We start from the raw sequence: 20,355 nt of genomic DNA on the forward strand, positions 1-20,355 counted from the left end.
GAGAAATGAACGCCAACGAGATCGACCAGCAAACGCTGCTCCAGAATGAAACAGACCCCCTGACCCACACCCCCGTGCACCTGCTCGCCCTGGAGGGCGTCGGCAAGCACTACGGTAATATCATCGCCCTGAGCGATGTCACGATGGCCGTGGACAACGGCCGCGTCACGTGCGTGCTGGGCGACAACGGCGCGGGCAAGTCCACGCTGATCAAGATCATCGCCGGACTGCACCAGCACGACGCCGGAGTGCTGAACATCATGGGCGAGGAACGGAAGTTCGGCTCGCCGCGGGACGCGCTGGACGCCGGCATCGCCACGGTCTACCAGGACCTTGCTGTGGTGCCCTTGATGCCGATCTGGCGGAACTTCTTCCTCGGCTCGGAGCTGACCAGCGGTTTCGGCCCGTTCAAGAGCATGGATGTCGAGAAGATGAAGGACATCACGCTCAAGGAACTCGCGGCGATGGGCATCGACCTCCGCGACGTGGAGCAGCCGATCGGCCAGCTTTCCGGCGGTGAACGCCAGTGCGTCGCGATCGCCCGGGCCGTGTACTTCGGCGCTAAGGTCCTGATCCTGGACGAGCCCACCGCTGCGCTGGGCGTCAAGCAGTCCGGCGTCGTGCTCCGCTACATCCTGCAGGCCCGCGACCGCGGCCTCGGGGTCATCTTCATCACCCACAACCCGCACCACGCCTTCCCCGTCGGCGACCGGTTCCTGCTGCTCAAACGCGGCAAATCAATCGGCTACTACGACAAGAAGGACATCACCCTGGACGAACTCACCGCCCAGATGGCCGGCGGCGCCGAACTCGCCGAACTCGCCCACGAACTCGAACAACTCGGCGGGCACAGCGACGTGGTGAAGGAAGTCCAGAGCGAAGTGGCCGAGGTAGCCGAGACCACCGGCAAGACCTACTAATAGCTGCCGTCCCAATTCTTGAAAGGAAAAGCCTTTGGCTTATCTGAATCACAACCCGTCCGACGTCTTCCGGCCCGTGCGGATTGGACTGATCGGCTCCGGCTGGATGGGCGCCTTCCACGCCGAGAGCATCGCCCGACGGGTCCCCGGTGCCGAACTGGCGGCCATCGCCGATCCCAATGTCGAGTCCGCCACCGCGCTGGCATCCGTCCTGGGTGCAAGCAAAGTGACGGCCGACGCCGCCGACATCTTTGCCGACCCGGAGATCGACGCCGTGATCATTGCGAGCCCGGCCCGCTTCCACTCGTCCCTGATCGCCCAGGCTGCCGGCGCCGGGAAGCATGTGTTCTGCGAGAAACCGGCCGGGCTGGGGCTCGACGAGCTCGACGCCGCCCTGGCCGCCGTGGAGGCAGCCGGTGTGCACTTCCAGATCGGCTTCAACCGCCGGTACGCGGAGGACTTCCAGGCCGCCAAGAAGGACCTTGCCGCCGGAACCGTCGGGACGCCGCAACTGCTGCGCTCGCTGACCCGGGACCCCGGCACCGGAAGCATCCCGCACGCGGCCCGGGTCCCGGCGTGGACCGTCTTCCTGGAAACCCTGATCCACGACTTCGACACCCTGAACTGGTTCAACGAAGGCGCCGAACCGGTGGAGGTCTACGCCATCGCCGACGCGCTCGTGGAGCCCGGGCTGCGGGACCAGGGCTTCCTGGACACGGCCGTCGTGACCATCCGCTACAGCAACGGTGCCATCGCCGTGGCCGAGGCAAACTTCAGTGCCCTTTACGGCTACGACATCCGCGGGGAGGTCTTCGGTTCCAAGGGCATGGTGCAGGCCGGGCGCGCCACGGAAACCGCCGCCCGCCGGTACACGGCCGAAGGGATGGCGGCCGACACGCCACGGCTCAACGTCGAGCTCTTCCGGCAGGCCTATACGGACGAACTCGTTGACTTCACCGACGCCGTGCGCGCGCGGCGGAACGGCACGCCGCCGCCGTCGGCCGGCTACGCACTCACGCCCGGGGCGGCGGATGCCCGGCGTGCGCTGGCTATCGCGCTGGCGTGCATCGAGTCGGTGAAACGCGGCACCCCGGTGGCCGTCAACGAGGCGGCAGTCCTCTGATGCGCCTGGCCGTTTGCGCGGAGATGGTCTTTACCGATCTCCCGTTCACTGAGCGCGTGCGCAGGATCCACGAGGCCGGCTTCGACGTCGAACTCTGGGACTCGCGGACCAAGGACATCGGTGCCCTGAAGTCCACAGGGGCAGTGTTTTCCTCCATGACGGGCTACACCGCCGGCAGCCTCGTCGACCCCGAGACGGCCGATGAGGTGGTGCGGACGGCGGAGTCCCTGATTCCCACCGCCCTGGCGCTCGGTGTGAGCCGGATGGTGGTGCACCCGGCTGAACTCATCGACGGCCAGGCGGCGCGTCCCGTCTACCGGTCCAACGGACACATGTGGAGCACGGGGGCGCGGACCCTGGAGCGGCTCGGCCGGCTCGGCGGGAAGTACGGGGTGACGTTCTGCCTGGAGAACCTCAACACCATCCTCGACCACCCCGGCATCCCGCTGGCCCGCGCCAAGGACACCCTGGCGCTCGTGGCAGCCGCCGGCCACCCCAACGTAAAACTGATGTTGGACCTGTACCACGCCCAGCTGGGGGAGGGGAACCTCATTGAACTGGTCCGGACCGCCATGCCGCATATCGGCGAGATCCAGGTGGCAGATGTTCCGGGCCGCTGCGAACCCGGGACCGGGGAAATCAACTACGCGGCTGTCGCCAGGGCACTCGCGGCGGCAGGCTACGACGGCACAGTGGGAATGGAAGCCTGGGCCAGCGGCGACAGCGTTGCCGCGCTGGAAGCTTTCCGGGCCGCATTCACCGTGCCCGCACTAGACATGGGAGTAGACGTATGAAAGACGTAATTCTCGGACTGGTCGGGGTGGGGCGGATCGGCGTTATGCATGCCAACAACATCGCCGGGCTCAACGACGTCCTGAATCCGCAGGGCATCAACGTCCGGCTCCGGCTCACCGACGTCGCCGAAGACCACGCCCGGGCCGTCGCCACCGGCCTCGGCGCAGAATTCCTGCCCACCGTGGAGGCGCTGCTCGCTTCCGGGCTGGACGGACTCGTCATCGCCACGGGAACCGGGACCCATCCGGACCTGATCAAGGCCGGCGTGGACGCGGAAATCCCCGTCTTCTGCGAGAAGCCCGTAGCCCTGAACGTGGCAGACGCCCTGCCCGTACTCGACTACATCCGGGACCGGCAAGGCGTTGTCCAGATCGGCCACCAGCGCCGCTTCGACGCCGGCTACCAGGAGGCCCGGCGCGCCTACCAGGCCGGGGAACTGGGCTGGATCCACTCGCTTCGCGCCGTCACCTGCGACATGGCGCCGCCGCCGGTCGAGTTCCTGGCCAGCTCCGGCGGGCTGTTCCGGGACTGCTCGGTGCACGATTTCGACATCCTGCGATGGCTCACCGGCCGGGAAATCGTCGAGGTGTACGCCAGGGGTTCCAACAACGGGGACCCCGCCATCGGAGAAGCCGGCGACGTGGACACGGCCCTCGCGCTCGTGACATTCGACGACGGCACCGTGGGAACGGTCTCGGCCACGCGGTACAACGGGGCGGGCCACGATGTACGGCTGGAGATCCAGGGCTCCAGCCGCTCACTGATGGTCGGGTTGGACGAGAAAACGGCGCTGGCCTCGGCGGAGGCCGGGATCACGTTCCCGGCCGGAGAACCCCACCGCACCTTTGCCGAACGGTTCCACCAGGCGTACCGCTCCGAGCTGGCTGCCTTTATCGAGTTGATTCTGGGCCGCCGGGAAAACCCCTGCACCCCGGAGGATGCCGTGGCCGCCTCCCGGGTGGCGGACGCCGCCCAGGAATCCCTCGCGACCGGTGTGCCGGTCCGGGTGGTCCAGACAGTGGCGCACTAAACCGGTGCTCCATCCCGGGTCCGTCACCGGGGTGGAGCGCCAGGGACGAAAGAACCCCCGGAGCCCAAGGGCCCCGGGGGTTCTTTCGTGCGGGTCGGGCCGTGCCGCGTCAGGCGTCGAACGGCAGCCGCGGGTCGAGGTCCTGGCCCGCCCAGGTCTGCCGGATCCAGCCGTGGTGCGGGTCGTCGCTGATGAGCCAGTCCCGGACCGGTCCGGGGCCAGCCATCACGTTGAGGTAGTACAGGTCATAGCCGGGGGCAGCCATTGCCGGGCCGTGCCAGCCGTAGGGCACCAGCACGACGTCGCCGGTCCGCACCTCCGCGGAGACATCGATGGGCCGCTCGTCCGAGGCGTAGACGCGCTGGTAGCCGATCGCGTCGTCCGTTCCCGGACGCGCCGGGGCGCCGGGGGCGACCCGGGTCTCGAAGTAGTAGATCTCTTCGAGGCTCGTCTCGCCGTCCTTCTCCTCGTCATGCTTGTGCGGGGGATAGGAGGACCAGTTGCCCGCCGGCGTGAGGACCTCGCAGACGATGAACCGGTCCGCCTCCAGCGCCGCGGGCGTGCCGAAGTTGTGGACCTGGCGGGAACAGTTGCCGGCCCCGCGAAGTTCAACCGGCGTCTCCGCGGCCGTGACGAGGCGGGTCGGGTAGGAGGCCTTGGCCGGGGCGGTGGCCACGGCGACGCGTCCGCCGTCGGCCGAACTGATGGTCACAGCTTTGCCGGTCCCCGTGTAGAGGACATCGCTAGGACCGCTGAAGACGCTGTCCCGGCCGGCCAGCCGGTAGTCTGCGCCGTCGACGGACACCGTGAAAGACCCGTTGAGCGGGACCACAATGCGTTCCTCGTCCGCGGCGGGAAGTTCGACGGCGGCCGCGGCCCCCAGCGTGGCGACCTTCAGCCCCGTGTGGGCCCAGCCCTCCACCTCCAGCGCGGAATCGGACGTTCCCAAGGAGACGTCCCATGTGCCTTGGGCGGCGGTGCCGAGCGGATAGACCCAGTTGGCCATGAGTTCTGCCCTTTCATTGTCGCGCCGGAGGAAGACGCGGGTGGTTACGGGGTGGGGGTGATCACGACGACGGGCCGGGCAACGCCGAACGGCAGGCGCTGTCGCCCGGCGCTGAACGCCTGCCTCTGGACTCTTATCTTTGGACCAGGGTCATTTCGAAGCTGTACGAATCCGCGCGGTAGACGTGGTGGCCGGTCTCCACCTGGCGCCCGGTGTCATCCACCGCGGTGCGCTCCATGGTGACAAGGGCGGAGCCGGGGCTGGTTTCCAGCAGGGGGGCCTGGTAGTCGTTGGCGATCATGGCGCCGATCCGCTGTGAGGCGAGCCGGAAGTTCACGCCGCCGTTGCGGAGGATCCCGTAGAGGCCTTGTGAGCTCAGCAGCGCCTCGTCGATGATGGTGATGTCATCGCGCACCCAGTTCTCCATCAGGGCCAGCGGTTTTCCGCCGACCTTCCGGAGCCGGGTGAAGTGGTACACCTTGGCGCCGGCAGGAAGCTGCAGTGCCGCCCGGGTGGCGGCGTCGGCCTCATCGTGGGAGAAGCTCAGCACCTCGGTGGTGGGCTTGCTGCCGTTGTTGCTGAGGTCATCGAAGAGGCTGGAGAGTTCGAGCGGGCGGCGGACCTGGCTGGAGACCACCTGGGTGCCGACGCCGCGCTTGCGTACCAACAGGCCCGAGCGGACCAGTTCGTCCATGGCCTTGCGCATGGTGGGGCGGGAGAGGTTCAGCTGCGCGGCAAGGTCGATCTCGTTGTCGAGACGGCTGCCCGGGGGAAGCCTGCCACCGTGGATCGCGGCTTCAATGCCTTGGACCACCTGGTGGTAGAGCGGCACCGGGGAGGACCGGTCGATGCTGATGTTTAGCGGATTAGCCACTTTTTGAATAGCCACTGTTGAAGCGCTCCCTTGTGCCCCGGACCGGAGCCCGGTGGGGCCGCCAGTCATTTGTCCGGCATATGTTCGCTTGATAGGACATACTGCCTAAGTTGATAGTAGCAGGGGACGGCCGGGGACGTCAGGAGAAATTTCGCTGCATCCCATGGCTCCGGCAGATCTCGACGAAGGCGCGGAAAGGGGCCAGCCGTTCTCCGGCCGGGAGTTCCCGGGCCTCGGGGTGCCACTGCACGGACGCCACCCAGCGCTCAGGGTCCTCCAGCGCCTCGACGGTCCCGTCCCCGGCCACAGCGGTCACCACGAGTCCTTCCCCCACCCTGGCCACGGCCTGGTGGTGGCCGGAGGCTATCTTGACCGTAACCTCGGCCGCGCCGTTCCCCGCGCCGCCGTACAGTCCGGAAACCTTGGTTCCGCCCTGCACCTCGACCTCGTGCCATGCCCACGGTCCGGCTCCGTGCACGGGGTCGGGCTCCCGGTGCGCCACCGTGCCCGGATCCATGTCCTGGACCAGGGTGCCGCCGTAGAGGACGTTGAGCAGCTGGTGTCCCCGGCAGACGCCGAGCACCGGCAGTCCGGCGTCGATCGACTGCCGGGCCACGGCCAGGTCCAGCTCGTCCTGGGCGTGGCTGACGTCGTAGCACGCACCGCCGGGCTCCTGGCCGTAGAGCCGCGGGTCCAGGTCGCCGCCGCCCGGAAGGACGACGCCGTCGAGCGCCTCGATCGGCTCATCCGGTGCGGTCAGCAGTACCGGTTCGCCGCCGCCGTCGCGCACCAGATCCACGATGTAATCGAAGAGGGCATTGGCCTCCGCCACCCGTGGATCCGCGTCCGTGGAGCTGCTGAGGCGGACGGGAATGCCGATGCGGGGACGGCTGCTGCGGGGGAGGGGCGGAGTCTGCATGCTTTATTCTGCAACACAACCTCCGTATCGCAACGCAGGTCTAGGATTGCCGGATGACCAACAGATATCTCGTGTCCCGCAGCCGCTTCATCGCGGCCGCTCCGGAAGCCATTTTCGAACTGCTCGCCACCCCGGCGCTGCACAGCGTGATCGATGGCTCGGACACCGTCAAGGGCGCCCAGCCCCGCGGTCCCGAGCGGCTGGCCCTCGGTGCGAAGTTCGGCATGGAGATGAACATGCGGGTCGACTACAAGATCCTCAACACGGTCTGCGAGTTCGAGGAGGGCCGCCGGATTGCCTGGCGGCACTTCTACGGGCACGTCTGGCGCTACCTTTTGGAGCCCGCCACGGACGACGCCGGCCGGACCGGCACCATGGTCACCGAGCAGTGGGACGCCCGCCAGGTCCGTGGCAAGTTCTTCCTTCGGCTCGCCGGCTACCTGCGCCGACACCCCGCCAACCTGGAAAAGACCCTGGCCAAGCTGGAGGCCTACCTTGCGGACTCCGGGCGGCGCGAGGCCGGCAGCGCGGGGAATTCCTGAGGCGGCGCCTCACCGGACCGTGACGCCGCCGGCGGGTCCCGGTCGGCCCCGCCGCTTCTGTAATGTGGATGGCACCGGGAGCACAAGGCAAGACTGAAGGTGGGAAGCGCGATGGGCCGCAGGACACTCGTTGACGACCTCGTCGACGGCCTGCTCGACGACATCCTGGAAGGCAAGCTGCCGCCCCACGAAGCCATACCGCCCGAAGCCGACATCGCCAAGGCCTATGACGTCAGCCGCCTCACGGTACGCGAAGCGCTCAAGGCCCTGCGGGCGCAGAACATCCTCTACGTCAAGGCCGGCCGCGGGACCTTCGTCAACCCGACCGACAACTGGACCGGGCTGGATGCGATCTTCAAGGCCGCTTCGCACGGCAGCGGAGCCGAGCAGGTCGCCGTAGGGCTGATCGAGATGCGGCGCATGGTGGAAACGGGGGCCGCCGCGCTCGCGGCCAAACGCCACACCCCCGAACATGCCCGGCAGATGCGCGAGTGCATCGCGGACATGAAGCGCTTCCATGATTCCGGCGACCTCGATGCCTTCGTGGCGGCGGACATCGCCTTCCACGACGCGGTGCTGAAGGCGTCCGGCAATCCCTTTGTCCGGGCGCTGTTCGCGCAGCTGGGCCAGCTCCTGTACGTGAAACGGCGCGAAACGTCCGCGGTCGAAGAGATCCAAGTGCATGCCATCGAGTACCACCAGAAGGTCATGGACAGCATCCTCAGCGGCGAGGCCGAGCCCGCCCGCCGTGCCATGGACGAACACATGGACCAGACCTACCGGGACTACGAACGCTACGTGCACAACGCAGCATCCTGACGTTCAGCGCACACCGGCCAGGGCTTGACGTATTCCACATCACTCTTCTATGCTTTTTCACAGTTCACCAGTCAGATGTCTGACATCTGACTCAAATAGCATCGGACCCGGTTCCCGTTGGGCTGGGCCGCCCCAAATATCCCCACGGATTCCCGCCGCCAACGCAGGCGCCGGGCTCCGTTAGACAGAAGGTCGAAGATGACTTCACTCTCCTTAAAGTCCGCAGGGCTCGGCGAGCTTGGCGAGCGTACGCTCCGCAAGGTCCGCCGCCGCGTTATGCCGCTGATCGTCCTGCTGTATTTCGTTGCCTACCTTGACCGCAACAATGTCGGCTTCGCCAAGCTCACCATGAGCGAGGACATCGGCCTGAACGCCGCCGCCTACGGACTGGGCGCCGGTATCTTCTTCCTGGGCTACGCGCTCCTGGAGGTCCCGAGCAACGCCGGCATGTACCGGTTCGGCGCACGCAAGTGGCTGGCCCGGATCCTCATCACGTGGGGCATCTTCGCCACGGCCATGTGCCTGGTGAACGGTGAAACCACCTACTTCATCATCCGTTTCCTGCTCGGCGCGGCAGAGGCAGGGTTCTTCCCGGCCATCCTGTTCTACCTGACGCTCTGGTTCCCGGCCGCACAGCGAGTGACGGTGCTCGGCATCTTCATCCTCGCCCAGCCGGTCTCCAACGCCCTTGGCGCTCCGGTCTCCGGCCTGCTGCTGCAGATGGACGGCGTTATGGGCCTGCAGGGCTGGCAGTGGCTGTACATCATCGAAGGTATCCCGGCCATCCTCCTGGGCCTGCTCACCCCCATCCTGATGACCGACCGCCCGCGGGACGCCAAGTGGCTCAACCCGGACGAGCGCGAATGGCTTGCCAGCACCATGGACAAGGAACTGGCCGTCAAGTCCAGTTCCGGCAACCACAACTTCCTGGCCGGCCTCAAGGACAAGCGCACCCTGACCTATTCCGCCCTTTACTTCGGGCTGGTCTGCGGCATCTACGGACTGGGCCTGTGGATGCCCACCATCGTCTCCGCCATGGGGAAGTTCTCCACGGCCCAGATCGGCTTCATCGTGTTGATCCCGTACAGCGTTGCCGCCGTGTTTGTGTACTTCTGGAGCAAGCGCGCAGACCGGACGGGCAAGCGTGCCTGGCACACCGCCGTCAGCATGGTGCTGGCCGGGATGGGCCTGCTGGCCGCAGGTTACCTGCTGCCGGTGAACCCGATCCTGGCCATGATCGGACTGACGGCCTCGGCCATGGGCATCTACGGCGCCATCGCACCGTTCCTTTCGATGCCCTCCGCCGCACTGACGGGGGCGGCCGCTGCCGCCGGATTGGCCCTGATCAACTCACTGGGCAACCTGGGCGGGTTCGTTGCCCCGTACGCAGTCGGGCTCCTGAACGACGCCACGGGCAACAACCAGACCGGCCTGCTGTTCCTGTCCCTCTGCCTGTGCATCACCGCGGTGGCAACCTACCTCTACGCCCGGAAACGCCCCGAAGGCGACGCCGCGCTGGATCCCGCAGTTGCCGCGACCGCCGCCGTGACCCCCGACTCCACGGACCCCGCCAAAATCTCCTGAACCCGAAATACCGAAGGAAGTCCCCATGACTACAACCAACTTCCCCTCCGAACGCACAGTTGTCCTGACCGGCGCCGCGTCGGCCCGCGGCATCGGCCGCGCCGCCGCTGACCGGATGGCCAGCGAGGGATGGTCCATCGCCATCCTCGACATCAACGCGGAGGACGCTAAGGCTGCCGCCGTGGAGATCGGCTCCAACCGTGCGGTCAAGGCCATCGGCGTCGGAGCCGACGTGTCCGACGAAGCGTCCGTTGACCGGGCCATCACCGAGATCGAAGAGGCGCTTCCCCCGATTGTTGCCCTCGCCAACCTTGCCGGAATCAGCTCCCCGACGACGTTCATGGAAACCACCGTGGCGGAGTGGGACAAGGTCTTCGCCATCAACATGCGCGGAACGTTCATCGTTTCCCAGCGGGTCCTCAAGGGCATGATCGAGCGCAAGCTCGGGCGCATCGTGAGCATCTCGTCCATCTCCGCCCAGCGCGGCGGCGGCACGTTCTCGAAGGTTGCGTACAGCGCCACCAAGGCCGGAATCCTCGGGTTCACCCGCGCCCTGGCCCGCGAGGTCGGCGAGTTCGGGATCACGGTCAATGCCATTGCCCCCGGCCCGATCGACACCGACATCATGGGTGGAACCCTCACCGATGAGCGCAAGGCACAGCTGTCCGAGGGCATCATGATGGGCCGCGTCGGCACCCGCGAGGAAGTGGCGGCCCTGATTGCCTTCCTGCTGGGCCAGGACTCGGGCTACATCACCGCCGCCACCTATGACATCAACGGTGGCCTCCAGGTTTCCTGACCCGGAGCCACGCAAAGATGCCCCCGCCGGTTTTTCCGGCGGGGGCATCTTTGCGTGGCTACAAATCCTTGCGGCACTGGGCGCGGCCCAGCTCGTGCAGGCCGTTCAGGTCGCCGTCGGCGAGGCCGTCCGGGGTGCCGATCTCCGGATACATCAGCTGCACCGGGTCATCGACGTGTTCCAACCCCATGACATGGCCCAGTTCGTGCAGGATCACGGCGGTGGCATAGGCCGCGCCCGAGGGCCGGCGCAGGTCCTCGGTGATTTGCGGAGCGTCCAGTTCGAGGCTGCCGGTGACAAAGCTCTTGGGCCCCTCGCCGTAGCTGAAGTGGGTGCTGCCCCCGGTTCCGATCACCGGGCCCTTGAGCTGGGGCGCCTGCTCGGGGTTGGTCCAGGCGATCAGCAGCGGAGCCCACCGCTCGCCGTAGGCGTCCTTCTGGTACGGAGCGCGCGACTGCGAGGGGGCCTCGGCCGTGGCGCCCTCGTTGATGAATTTGATGCCGGTGGCCCGTGACACCGTCGCGATGGCGTCCTCGACGAGGCGTTCAGCCCCCGCAGGCTCGAGCCCGTCATTCACGACGTAGTGCAGCGGGCGGCACGGGGAGTAGCCCACCGGCGTGCCGTCGTCGTTCGTGGCCAGGAATTTGTAGGAATTGCTGGCGGCGGGGGGCTCTTCCGGCCGGCCGAGCGGTTGGTCCTGCTCCTCGAACCCCGGCGGGGGAGCGTCGTTCCGCCGGCCTTCGGCAGGGACGCCGGGCTGTTGCCCGAGTTGTCCGGCTGCCGGCTCGGCGGTGTCCGGCGCCGCGGCCCGTCCGTTGGGCCCGGCGCCACGGTTGACCTCGAACAAGCCCACGAAGCGGGGATCGCCATAGACCAGGCCCGCGGCCATAAAAGCGGCACCGGCGATCAGCGCGGCAGCGGCCAGATTGCGGAAGATCCGCCAAGCGGTTCGGGAGCGGCCGTGCCGCGGCATCCGGTCCCGGAGTTCAGGACCGTCCACTAAGCGACCACCGCGCCGAACGCCAGTCCCAGCACGTACGTCACGGCGGCGGCCCCCATACCGATGGCGAGCTGCCGGAAGCCGCGGGTTGTCGGGGACGTGCCGGACAGCAGGCCGACCACGCCGCCGGTGAGCAGCAGCGCCAGGCCCACCAGCAGGGCCGAGACCACAAGGGCAGCGAAGCCGGTCATGCCCAGGAGGAAGGGGATGATCGGGATAATGGCGCCGGACGCGAAGAAGCAGAAGCTCGACGCCGCCGCGCCCCAGGCGGTGCCGACGGCCTCGTGCTGGTCCTGGCTCTCGGGGAACTCGGGCCGCAGCGAGAGGCTGGGATCGCAATCGCAGTCCAGCAGGCCCATCCGCTCGGCGACGCGGTGTTCCGCGGCTTCCCGGGACATACCGCGGGCCAGGTAGACGAGCAGAAGCTCATTGTGTTCGATGTCCAGCGACGGCGCCGCGGCCAGGGTGATCTGGGTGGGGCGGGTCGCTGCGAGCAGTTCGCGCTGGGACCGGACGGAGATGAACTCGCCGGCTCCCATGGACAGTGCGCCCGCCAGCAGCCCGGCCACACCACTGAGCAGCACCACGGAGCTGGCCACGCCGGAGGCGGCCATGCCCATAACGAGGGAGAGGTTGCTGACCAGTCCGTCGTTGGCGCCGAAGACGGCCGCCCGGAACGTGCCGGCGAGGCGGTTCCGGCCCCGGGTGGCGAGTCCGCGGACCACTTCCTCGTGGATCTGTTCGTCGGCGACCATCGCCGGAGTGGCGTACGGGTCGGTGGCGTACGGTGAGCGGCTCTCGGCGCGTTGGGCCAGGGCCAGGACGAACACCGAGCCGAAGTGGCGGGCCAGGAATCCCAGGAACTGGCTGCGGAGCGAGGCAGGGCGGGGCCGGCCGGCATGCTGGCCGAGCAGTTGCAGCCAGTGCGCCTCATGGCGTCCTTCGGCCTCGGCCAGGGCGAGCAGGATCGCGCGTTCCTCGCCGCTGCGGCTCTGCGCGAGGTCGCGGTAAACGGCGGCCTCGGCCCGTTCGTCGGCGAGGTACTGCCGCCACCGCTTGATGTCCGCGGCGCTCGGCGAAGACGCCGGCGGCTGGTCGGTTCGGCTGGCCTGGCTACCTTCGGCGACCTCGCCGGCCTCGCCAGTGGCGGGTTCGGCGGGGTGCGGGTCAGGGCTGGGCGGGTCAGATTTGGCGTGCTGGGACACGGAAACTCCTGGGCTAGATGGGGCATGGTCCGGCCCCATTGCGTACCCACCCTACCGCGTATTTCCGCGCATTTTCGGCTGGCAATCCTCAGTCAGGAGTTTAGGCAAACCGTAAAGACCCGGCCGCCGGAGAGGGCGTCAGTGCCGGCGTTTTCCTGCTGTGCCCGGACCCTTGACCGGCCGGGTTCCCGGTGTTCGAATAAAGCTCAGGGCGGGTTCCCCGGAGCCCTGCCACCACCCCAGGCACACGGAGGTTGCACCATGTCCGACACCGGATCACATCCGACGCCCCGTCCGGCACTGCCGGTGAGGGATACCCTCGAGTCCGATCCCGCCTACGACTATGCCGAGGACACCCCGGTGGGTGCTGTGGAGACCGAGGACGAGGAGCTGCTCGAGGAGGCCGGCCGGCTCGTGCCGCTGGACGAGGACGACTTCCTCGGCGACGACCAGCCCGTAGCGCCCCTGGGCGGGGACGAATTCCTCGAACCGGAAGAAAATGAGTGATGGCCCGCCATTAGCTGTAAACGAACGACGGCGGTGCCTCCCTCGAAAGGGGAGGCACCGCCGTCGTCGTTTGCTATTGCCCTAGTGGGTCAGGGCTGCGGGCTGTTCGTCCTCGGAGGCACTGCCGGCGACCCGCCGGCGCCAGTTCTGCATGACGGCAGGATCCGTGGGCTTGGTCAGGAATGACACCGTGATGTACACGACGGCGGAGGCGATGAGGCCGAAGTAGATCGGCTCGTTGGCATAGATGCCGTCGAGCGGAACCTCGGCGTTGATCTCCAGGACGGTCATGGTGCCCAGGGTGATCACCGAACCGACGGCCATGGAGGCGGCGGCGGCTAAGCCGGTGCCGCGCTTCCAGACCAGGCCACCCAGGATGGCGACGAGGAGCCCGCCGACGAGGATGTCATACGCGATGGTGAGGGCCGCGACGACGTCCTTGGTGATGATGGCGATGACGATTGCGACGATCCCGAGGCCCAGGACCCACATGCGGTTCGCCCGGACGTCGTGCTCGGGGTTGTCGGTGTCGTCGGTGTTGATGTCCTTGCCGAACCAGCTGGCAACGAAGGGCAGAACGTCCGCCCGGGCCACGGTGGCTGCCGCGATCAGGGCGCCGGAGGCCGTGGACATCATGGCGGCGACGGCAGCGGCGAGCACGAGGCCGCCGATGCCGATCGGCAGGAGCTGCGTGGCGACCTCGGCGTAGACGACGTCCTTGCCGAGGGCCTTGACGTCGATGTTCGGCAGCGCGACGCGGGCGCCGAGGCCGATCAGGGCGCCGGCAGCACCGTAGAGGATGCAGTAGATACCGGCGGTGGCGCCGCCCCAGCGGGCAACTGTCGGGGTCTTGGCGGTGAAGACGCGCTGCCAGATGTCCTGACCGATCAGCAGGCCGAGGGTGTAGACCACGAAATAGGTGATGATGGTCTGGATCCCGATGCCGTCAATCTGGAAGAAGCTGGCGTCTACACGGGCACGGATGCCCTCGAAGCCACCGGCAGCGTTGAGCGTGAAAGGCAGCATCAGGAAGAAGATGCCGACGGTTTTGATGACGAACTGGACCTGGTCGGCCAGGGTGATCGACCACATGCCGCCGATCGTCGAGTAGACCAGCACGATCGCCCCGCCGATGGCGATGGCCAGCGCACGGTCCCAGCCGAACAGCACGACGAAGATGGTGGCGTAAGCGCCGGTGGAGGTGGCGCACAGCATCAGTGTGTAGGCGAGCATCACGATGCCGGAGGTCTGGGTGGCGCGGCTGCCATAGCGCAGGGTCAGCATCTGCGAGACCGTGTAGATCTTCAGCTTCTGGATGGTGCCGGCGAAGAGCAGGCTCAGCAGCAGCACGCCGGCGCCGATCGCGACCACGAGCCACATGCCGGAGATGCCGAACTTGTAGCCGAGGCCGACGCCGCCGACGGTTGAGGCACCGCCGAGCACAACGGCGGCCATGGTGCCGGTGTAGAGGAACGGCCCGAGACGGCGGCCGGCGACCAGGAAGTCGCTATTGTTCTTGGTGCGGGATTTACCCCACCAACCGAACGCCAGCATGGCGACCAGGTACACCACCACAATGGCGATGTTGACGAAAGTTGCGTCCATAAGGGGCTCCTTGGAGCTGTTCGGTGCAGGGCCGGACCTGCCGCAGCGCACCAGCGCGCAGGGAGGTCCGCTGCTTTCTAACGTATTCATGGGGGATGGCCCCGTGGGGCTCCCGGTATTTCGCAAAAACAGTGACGCGACGGTTGTCTCATCGGCTATTGCCTAATAGACAACGCTTGTTGCCTAGACGGTAGCTTGTGATCCCGGTAACAGTCAAGGCGCGGCGCGTGCCGGAGCCGTTTCCGGCGCTCCGGGGCTCGCGCCCCGCTAGTATGGCTCCAATGATGGGGCCGAGCGGCCAGCCGTGAAAGGTTCCAGAATGAAGGCACTACCAGTTGAACCGAGCAATGTCCCCGTTGCCATCGGTTCCCGGATCCGCGCCGCCAGGCAATCGCAGCGGCTGACCATCGAGCAGGTCGCGGACGCCACCGGTCTGACCAAGGGCTTCCTCAGCCGGGTTGAGCGGGACCTGACGTCGCCGTCGGTCGCCTCCCTCGTGACGCTGTGCCAGGTGCTCTCCATCTCGATCGGCGACCTCTTTGCCGCCCCGGAAACGCACCTCACCAAACAGAATGAAGGGCCTCGGATCTCCCTCGGAGGCGAGGGGATTGTGGAGCGGCTGCTCACCGCTCGCTCCGAGCGCCGGGTCCAGATCATCCAGGCCGTGATCGAACCGCACGGCCGCGGCGAATCTGAACTGTACGCCGTGGACTGCGATGTCGACGTGCTGCATGTGATCAGGGGCAGCATCCGGCTGATCCTCACCAATGAGGAGTTTGAGCTCAGCGCCGGAGACACCGTCACGTTCCCCGGCCGGGAGCCGCACACGTGGGTGAATCCCACGGATGACGCCGTCGAAGTGCTCTGGGTGCTGGTCCCCGCCGCGAGCCGCTAGCCGTGATGAGATGTGCGTCACCTCCCGCTAGCCGTGCCGGAATGCGTATATAACCTCCGGACCTTCCTTGTAACGCCGTTGTAAAAGCCGGCAACCCCGGCTGAAGCATGCCGTGGATAGCGTCATCTGCGGGGGCGCGCAATCAGCCCGACGTCTTTATGGTCTCGCCGATCCGGCGCCGGTTAGGGGCGCCGTCACTCGAGGAAGGCTCCCGCAATGAACGTGAACGCGCTTGCAGTAGGAATGGATGTGGATCCGCAGGCCCTCGATCCGGGTGCGACGGCGTGGATGCCGGCAGCGTCCGCCATGGTCCTCCTGATGACCCCCGGCCTCGCATTCTTTTATGGCGGACTCGTACGGATGAAATCCGTCCTGAACATCATGATGATGAGCTGTGCTTCGGCTGGTTCGGATTCAATGCCGGCTCGGAACTCGCCGCCGACGCCACGGCCGGCCTGGCCTGGACCAACACGCTCCTGGCCACCAGCGCCGCGCTGCTCGGCTGGCTGCTCGTGGAGCGGCTCCGTGACGGTCATGCCATCTCCCTTGGCGCGGCTTCGGGCGCGGTGGCCGGCCTGGTGGCCGTCACCCCCGCGTGCGGATTCGTGGAGCCCGGCGGGGCCATCGTCATCGGCGCCATCGCCGGGGCGGTCTGTGCCCTCGCCGTCGGACTGAAGTTCAAGAGCGGGCCGGATGACTCCCTGGATGTGGCGGCCGTCCATTTTGTCGGGGGCCCGTGGGGCACCCTGTCGCTCGGGTTCTTCGCGATCCCGTCCGCCAAGACCGAGGGCGGGCCGTTCTGCGCGGCGGCCTGGCCCAGTTCTGGCCGCAGGCGCTCACCGCACTCATCGTCACGGCCTGGAGTGCCGTCATGACCACCTGATCGGCTACGCAATCCACAAGACCGTGGGCATGCGGGTCTCCGAGGCGGGTGCGGTCTCCGGCATCGATGTGACGGAACATGCGGAAACGGCCTACGAACTCCTGATGGTCGGCGGCAGCTTCCATCCGGGCGATCCGCACCGGGCCGCTGCCGCGGTGCTCGTCACCGAAGACGCCCGGGAGGGCGTCATGGCCGCGGTCGAGTCGGCGGCGCGCACGGGGCACTTCGGCGACGGAAAAATCTGGACCATAGGCGTCCGCGTCGCGGTCCGCGTCCGGACGGGGGAGCGGGGCGCCGCAGCGATCGCATAACCAAGGTAAACAAATGGTGCGCATTATGAAACTTCGAGTGTATGATGGCTGTCACACCCGTCGGTCAATCCTCGAAGGAGAGGCTTTCTTTTGGAAGAGCTGCGCATCGAGGCCAATGGCAACCTTGGCCCCATCGATTCATCCCGCATCCCGCGCTACGCCGGAGCGGCCACGTACGCCCGCCTGCCGCGGCTGGACCAGGTGGCCAAAGCCGACGTCACGGTGGTCGGAGTGCCGTTCGACTCCGGCGTCTCCTACCGGCCCGGCGCACGCTTCGGGTCCAACCACATCCGAGAAGCCAGCCGCCTGCTGCGCCCGTACAACCCGGCGTGGGACGTCAGCCCCTTCGAGAACATCCAGGTTGCCGACGCCGGAGACATGGCGGTCAACCCCTTCAACATCAATGAAGCCATCGAAACCATCCAGCAGAACGCGCTGGACCTGACGGCCTCCGGCAGCAAGCTGCTGACCCTCGGCGGAGACCACACCATTGCGCTGCCGCTGCTGCGTGCCGCCGCGGAGCGCGCCGGCGCGCCCGTCGCCATGCTCCACTTCGACGCGCACCTTGACACCTGGGACACCTACTTCGGCGCCGAATACACCCACGGCACCCCGTTCCGCCGCGCCGTCGAGGAGGGCATCCTCGACACCGAGGCCATCAGCCACATCGGCACGCGTGGCCCGCTCTACGGCAAGAAGGACCTCGACGACGACCACCGCTTCGGCTTCGGCATCGTTACCTCCGCCGACGTCTACTACCAGGGCGTGCTGGAAACCGTCGCCAAGGTCCGTGACCGGATCGGCAACCGTCCCCTCTACATCTCGGTCGATATCGACGTCCTGGACCCGGCGCACGCACCGGGCACCGGAACGCCGGAGGCCGGCGGCCTCACGAGCCGCGAGCTGCTGGAAATCATCCGCGGCTTCCGCGGGATGAACCTCGTGGGCGCCGACGTCGTCGAGGTTGCCCCGGCGTACGACCACGCCGACATCACCGGTGTGGCCGCCAGCCACGTCGCCTATGAACTGGTCACCCTGATGGCGGACAGTGCCCAGGCGGGCGACCGGTTCGGCGCTCCGAACGGCTACGCGGCCCAGGCCCTCGGCCAGGAATCCCACCGCCCCGCCGGCTTCGCGGCGCCGGCTGCCCGGAGCGTCGAGACCGGGGTCTCCCAGTGAGCGGCGTGCGCAACGGCGGGGACCTCGTCGTCGAGACCCTCGAGGCGCTCGGCGCCAAGACGGTCTTCGGCATCCCGGGCCAGCACGCCCTGGGCCTCTTCGACGCCATGGGCCGCGGAAACCTGCACTTCGTCTCCTCCCGGGTGGAAAACAACTCGGCCTTCGCCGCGGACGGCTATTCCCGCGCCACCGGCGAAGTCGGCGTCCTCTTCCTCTCCACCGGTCCGGGCGCGCTGACCTCCCTGGCCGGGCTGCAGGAAGCGTACGCCACCGGCGTGCCCATGGTGGTGGTGGCCAGCCAGATCCCGCTCGAAGGACTTGGCGCCCGCCGCAAGGGCATGCTGCACCAGCTCGATGACCAGAAGGCCTCGGCAGCGAACGTCACGAAGAGCCAGCGGCTCATCCAGCATGCTTCCGGCATCCCCTCCGCCATCCAGGACGCCTGGACCGAGGCGATCTCCTCGCCGCAGGGTCCCGTCTGGCTGGAAATCCCGCAGAACGTCCTGCTGGATCCCATCATGGTGCCTCCCGTGGAGGACGCCCTCGCCGAAGCCGCCGACAATCCGCCCCGCGTGGAGCTGGTCCGCGAAGCCGTCAAATGGCTTTCGACGGCGGAACGTCCCGCCATTATCGCCGGCGGCGGCACACGCCGTGGCCGGGCGGAAAAATCGCTGCTCTCCATCGCGGAGAAGCTGCGCGCGCCGGTGATCTGCACCCCGGGCGGAAACGGCGCCTTCCCCTGGAACCACGAGCTCTCGCTGCAGTCCTGGATCGAGGACCAGTACATGACGGAGGTGCTTGAGGACGCGGACGTGCTGATCGTCATCGGTTCCTCACTGGGCGAAGTCACGTCCAACTACTTCACGTTCGCGCCGCGCGGCCGGATCATCCAGATCGACGCCGAACCCCGCGTCCTCGAATCCAACCGGCCCGGCCTCGGCATCCGGGCCGACGCCGGCCAGGGCCTGGCCGCCCTCGACGAGGCCCTGACCGAGCCGCACGGCGAACGCGCCGACTGGCACGGCACCGCTCCCGAGACGCTGGTCAAGGAATCCCTGGCCAAGGTCAAGGCGCGGCTGGACTCCCAGGATCTGGGCAAGGAACTGAAGTTCATGGCGGACATCCGCGAGGCCGTTCCCGCGGACATGCAGACGTTCTGGGACATGACGATCTCCTCCTACTGGGCCTGGAGCTGCTGGGATGCCCGCGAGGGCCAGTTCCACTCCGCCCAGGGCGCCGGCGGGCTGGGCTTCGGCTTCCCCGCGGCGATCGGCGGCGCCGTCGGCCTCGAAACCACCGGCAATCCCGGCGGTTCCGCGAGGGTCCTCGCCGTCTCCGGTGACGGCTCCGCGATGTACTCGATTTCGGAGCTGGCCACCGCCAAACAGCACAACGTTCCCGTCACGTGGCTGATCGTGGACGACGGCGGCTACGGCATCCTGCGCGAATACATGGTGGGAGCCTTCGGCAAGGCCACCGCCACCGAACTGGCCCGTCCCGACTTCGTCAAACTGGCCGAGTCCTTCGGCGTGCCTGCCACCCGGGTGGCTCCCGAGGACGTGGGGGAGGCGCTCAAGGCGGGCTTCGCCGCGGACGGCCCGAACGTCGTCGTCGTCGAAACCCTGCTCCAGATGTTCGCCCCGACCCACATGGACGTCTAAGAACAACTCAACAAAGCGGACACCAAACGCGAACCGGCAGCCCTGGCTGCCGGTTCGCGTTTGGTCTTTAACGAGCAGGTCGGCACCCCTCCAGTCCGATTAGTTTCCCGAAGTAACCATTTTGCGATATAGTTGCCTTGGGCAAGCAAAAGGGGTCACCATGTCAGTTGCACCGAATACTGCAGCCAATCTCGTCTATCAGATCTTCGATCTCCAGCGCGCCGTCCGCTGTGTCGCCGCCATCAATATCCGCGGCCAGGACACCGGAGTGGCGCTGCAGGGGGTCCTGCGCTTTGTGGGGGAGGGCGAATCGAGGGCCACGCATCTGGCGGAGCGGCTAGGCGTCAGCGCCCCAGTCCTCAGCCGGCACATCGCCGAACTCGAGGAGCTGGGCCTGGTGGTCCGCCGCCCGGACCCCGAAGACGGGCGCGCCCAGCTGATCGCCCTGTCCGCGTCCGGGGTCGAGAAGCTGCGCTCCATCGAGGACCAGCGGACCTCCGCGCTGCAGGGACTCCTGCAGGACTGGACCGAGAGCGACGCCGAAGAGACGGCGCGGACCCTGAAAAAACTTGCTGAGTCCCTGCGGACCACAGCCCGGGCAAAGACGGCCGGACCCACCACTACGACCACCGTTGCTGAGGAGTAAACATATGGCAAGCCACGCTGCCGCCACCGGGCCGTCGCCGGTCCCCGCCCCA

The 20,355-nt window shown here is 67.4% G+C and carries 20 protein-coding genes and 1 pseudogene; 15 read left to right on the forward strand and 6 right to left on the reverse strand.

Annotated elements, in window-relative coordinates:
- The first annotated feature begins 5 nt into the window (after positions 1–5).
- From ABIB51_RS09450 to ABIB51_RS09465, 4 genes are read left to right on the forward strand one after another with little or no spacing between them, the layout of a single operon-like run.
- Positions 6–920: an ATP-binding cassette domain-containing protein gene (locus ABIB51_RS09450; protein ID WP_354187683.1), complete on the forward strand. Its 915-nt coding sequence runs from the start codon at positions 6–8 to the stop codon at positions 918–920.
- A gap of 34 nt (positions 921–954) precedes the next feature.
- A complete protein-coding gene (locus tag ABIB51_RS09455; protein WP_354187684.1) occupies positions 955–2,043 on the forward strand; it encodes a Gfo/Idh/MocA family oxidoreductase in 1,089 nt (362 codons plus the stop codon).
- The gene (locus ABIB51_RS09460) at positions 2,043–2,837 is read left to right on the forward strand and encodes a TIM barrel protein (RefSeq protein WP_354187685.1); all 795 of its coding nucleotides are present in this window, start codon (positions 2,043–2,045) and stop codon (positions 2,835–2,837) included. The genes ABIB51_RS09455 and ABIB51_RS09460 overlap by 1 nt, the downstream gene beginning before the upstream one ends.
- Complete coding sequence (locus tag ABIB51_RS09465; protein ID WP_354187686.1) at positions 2,834–3,868, forward strand: Gfo/Idh/MocA family oxidoreductase; 1,035 nt, start codon at positions 2,834–2,836, stop codon at positions 3,866–3,868. Before ABIB51_RS09460 ends, ABIB51_RS09465 begins: the two co-directional genes overlap by 4 nt.
- Positions 3,869–3,977: 109 nt before the next feature.
- Here the strand turns inward: ABIB51_RS09465 and iolB are convergent, their stop codons facing one another.
- From iolB to ABIB51_RS09480, 3 genes are all read right to left on the reverse strand, one after another.
- Positions 3,978–4,874 (reverse strand): 5-deoxy-glucuronate isomerase, encoded by an 897-nt coding sequence (iolB, locus tag ABIB51_RS09470; RefSeq protein WP_354187687.1) that lies wholly within the window; start codon positions 4,872–4,874, stop codon positions 3,978–3,980.
- A 133-nt stretch (positions 4,875–5,007) separates the two neighbouring features.
- Positions 5,008–5,748, reverse strand: a complete 741-nt coding sequence (locus tag ABIB51_RS09475; RefSeq protein WP_354187688.1) for a GntR family transcriptional regulator — start codon at positions 5,746–5,748, stop codon at positions 5,008–5,010.
- 139 nt (positions 5,749–5,887) lie between these two features.
- Positions 5,888–6,667: a gamma-glutamyl-gamma-aminobutyrate hydrolase family protein gene (locus ABIB51_RS09480; protein WP_354187689.1), complete on the reverse strand. Its 780-nt coding sequence runs from the start codon at positions 6,665–6,667 to the stop codon at positions 5,888–5,890.
- Positions 6,668–6,720: 53 nt separating this feature from the next.
- Between ABIB51_RS09480 and ABIB51_RS09485 the strand changes: the two genes are divergently transcribed.
- The 4 genes from ABIB51_RS09485 (at position 6,721) to ABIB51_RS09500 (ending at position 10,411) form a co-directional block, all read left to right on the forward strand.
- On the forward strand, positions 6,721–7,209 hold the full coding sequence (locus ABIB51_RS09485) for an SRPBCC family protein (RefSeq protein WP_354187690.1): 489 nt from the start codon (positions 6,721–6,723) through the stop codon (positions 7,207–7,209).
- Positions 7,210–7,320: 111 nt separating this feature from the next.
- Positions 7,321–8,028 carry a FadR/GntR family transcriptional regulator gene (locus ABIB51_RS09490; protein WP_354187691.1) on the forward strand — a complete coding sequence of 236 codons (708 nt, stop codon included), beginning with the start codon at positions 7,321–7,323 and terminating at the stop codon, positions 8,026–8,028.
- 198 nt (positions 8,029–8,226) lie between these two features.
- Positions 8,227–9,612 (forward strand): MFS transporter, encoded by a 1,386-nt coding sequence (locus ABIB51_RS09495; RefSeq protein ID WP_354187692.1) that lies wholly within the window; start codon positions 8,227–8,229, stop codon positions 9,610–9,612.
- Between the two features lie 25 nt (positions 9,613–9,637).
- Complete coding sequence (locus ABIB51_RS09500) at positions 9,638–10,411, forward strand: SDR family NAD(P)-dependent oxidoreductase (protein WP_354187693.1); 774 nt, start codon at positions 9,638–9,640, stop codon at positions 10,409–10,411.
- Positions 10,412–10,469: 58 nt separating this feature from the next.
- Here ABIB51_RS09500 and ABIB51_RS09505 read toward each other — a convergent pair whose 3' ends face one another.
- Both ABIB51_RS09505 and ABIB51_RS09510 read right to left on the reverse strand, forming a co-directional pair.
- Entirely contained in the window at positions 10,470–11,411 is a 942-nt protein-coding gene (locus ABIB51_RS09505; protein ID WP_354187694.1) for a matrixin family metalloprotease, read from the reverse strand.
- The gene (locus tag ABIB51_RS09510) at positions 11,411–12,616 is read right to left on the reverse strand and encodes a VIT1/CCC1 transporter family protein (protein WP_354187695.1); all 1,206 of its coding nucleotides are present in this window, start codon (positions 12,614–12,616) and stop codon (positions 11,411–11,413) included. Before ABIB51_RS09510 ends, ABIB51_RS09505 begins: the two co-directional genes overlap by 1 nt.
- A 261-nt stretch (positions 12,617–12,877) precedes the next feature.
- Here ABIB51_RS09510 and ABIB51_RS09515 point away from each other — a divergent pair, with 261 nt between their 5' ends.
- Positions 12,878–13,123, forward strand: coding sequence for a hypothetical protein (locus ABIB51_RS09515; protein WP_354187696.1), 246 nt, complete (start codon positions 12,878–12,880; stop codon positions 13,121–13,123).
- Positions 13,124–13,204: 81 nt separating this feature from the next.
- Here the strand turns inward: ABIB51_RS09515 and ABIB51_RS09520 are convergent, their stop codons facing one another.
- Complete coding sequence (locus tag ABIB51_RS09520; RefSeq protein WP_354187697.1) at positions 13,205–14,728, reverse strand: sodium:solute symporter family protein; 1,524 nt, start codon at positions 14,726–14,728, stop codon at positions 13,205–13,207.
- 319 nt (positions 14,729–15,047) lie between these two features.
- Here ABIB51_RS09520 and ABIB51_RS09525 point away from each other — a divergent pair, with 319 nt between their 5' ends.
- The 6 genes and pseudogenes from ABIB51_RS09525 (at position 15,048) to ABIB51_RS09555 (ending at position 20,303) form a co-directional block, all read left to right on the forward strand.
- Positions 15,048–15,623 carry a helix-turn-helix domain-containing protein gene (locus tag ABIB51_RS09525; protein WP_354187698.1) on the forward strand — a complete coding sequence of 192 codons (576 nt, stop codon included), beginning with the start codon at positions 15,048–15,050 and terminating at the stop codon, positions 15,621–15,623.
- A gap of 392 nt (positions 15,624–16,015) precedes the next feature.
- Positions 16,016–16,417 (forward strand): annotated as a pseudogene (locus ABIB51_RS09535) (ammonium transporter); the annotation flags it as partial.
- A gap of 118 nt (positions 16,418–16,535) precedes the next feature.
- Positions 16,536–16,817, forward strand: coding sequence for a P-II family nitrogen regulator (locus ABIB51_RS09540; protein ID WP_354187700.1), 282 nt, complete (start codon positions 16,536–16,538; stop codon positions 16,815–16,817).
- Positions 16,818–16,907: 90 nt separating this feature from the next.
- Positions 16,908–17,996 (forward strand): agmatinase, encoded by a 1,089-nt coding sequence (speB, locus tag ABIB51_RS09545; RefSeq protein WP_354187701.1) that lies wholly within the window; start codon positions 16,908–16,910, stop codon positions 17,994–17,996.
- Complete coding sequence (locus ABIB51_RS09550; protein ID WP_354187702.1) at positions 17,993–19,657, forward strand: thiamine pyrophosphate-binding protein; 1,665 nt, start codon at positions 17,993–17,995, stop codon at positions 19,655–19,657. Before speB ends, ABIB51_RS09550 begins: the two co-directional genes overlap by 4 nt.
- Before the next feature lie 160 nt (positions 19,658–19,817).
- On the forward strand, positions 19,818–20,303 hold the full coding sequence (locus tag ABIB51_RS09555) for a MarR family winged helix-turn-helix transcriptional regulator (RefSeq protein WP_354187703.1): 486 nt from the start codon (positions 19,818–19,820) through the stop codon (positions 20,301–20,303).
- The last annotated feature ends 52 nt before the right edge of the window (positions 20,304–20,355 follow it).

It is taken from the genome of Arthrobacter sp. UYCu712, from assembly GCF_040547005.1.
Classification (GTDB): Bacteria; Actinomycetota; Actinomycetes; order Actinomycetales; family Micrococcaceae; genus Arthrobacter.

What these genes read in the sequence shown, in the direction of transcription:
- ABIB51_RS09450 (WP_354187683.1), top strand. Translation starts at nt 6, where the DNA reads ATGAACGCCAACGAGATCGACCAGCAAACGCTGCTCCAGAATGAAACA.
- ABIB51_RS09460 (WP_354187685.1), top strand. Translation starts at nt 2,043, where the DNA reads ATGCGCCTGGCCGTTTGCGCGGAGATGGTCTTTACCGATCTCCCGTTC.
- ABIB51_RS09465 (WP_354187686.1), top strand. Translation starts at nt 2,834, where the DNA reads ATGAAAGACGTAATTCTCGGACTGGTCGGGGTGGGGCGGATCGGCGTT.
- iolB (WP_354187687.1), bottom strand. Translation starts at nt 4,874, where the DNA reads ATGGCCAACTGGGTCTATCCGCTCGGCACCGCCGCCCAAGGCACATGG.
- ABIB51_RS09480 (WP_354187689.1), bottom strand. Translation starts at nt 6,667, where the DNA reads ATGCAGACTCCGCCCCTCCCCCGCAGCAGCCGTCCCCGCATCGGCATT.
- ABIB51_RS09485 (WP_354187690.1), top strand. Translation starts at nt 6,721, where the DNA reads ATGACCAACAGATATCTCGTGTCCCGCAGCCGCTTCATCGCGGCCGCT.
- ABIB51_RS09490 (WP_354187691.1), top strand. Translation starts at nt 7,321, where the DNA reads ATGGGCCGCAGGACACTCGTTGACGACCTCGTCGACGGCCTGCTCGAC.
- ABIB51_RS09495 (WP_354187692.1), top strand. Translation starts at nt 8,227, where the DNA reads ATGACTTCACTCTCCTTAAAGTCCGCAGGGCTCGGCGAGCTTGGCGAG.
- ABIB51_RS09500 (WP_354187693.1), top strand. Translation starts at nt 9,638, where the DNA reads ATGACTACAACCAACTTCCCCTCCGAACGCACAGTTGTCCTGACCGGC.
- ABIB51_RS09515 (WP_354187696.1), top strand. Translation starts at nt 12,878, where the DNA reads ATGTCCGACACCGGATCACATCCGACGCCCCGTCCGGCACTGCCGGTG.
- ABIB51_RS09520 (WP_354187697.1), bottom strand. Translation starts at nt 14,728, where the DNA reads ATGGACGCAACTTTCGTCAACATCGCCATTGTGGTGGTGTACCTGGTC.
- ABIB51_RS09525 (WP_354187698.1), top strand. Translation starts at nt 15,048, where the DNA reads ATGAAGGCACTACCAGTTGAACCGAGCAATGTCCCCGTTGCCATCGGT.
- ABIB51_RS09540 (WP_354187700.1), top strand. Translation starts at nt 16,536, where the DNA reads ATGCGGGTCTCCGAGGCGGGTGCGGTCTCCGGCATCGATGTGACGGAA.
- ABIB51_RS09555 (WP_354187703.1), top strand. Translation starts at nt 19,818, where the DNA reads ATGTCAGTTGCACCGAATACTGCAGCCAATCTCGTCTATCAGATCTTC.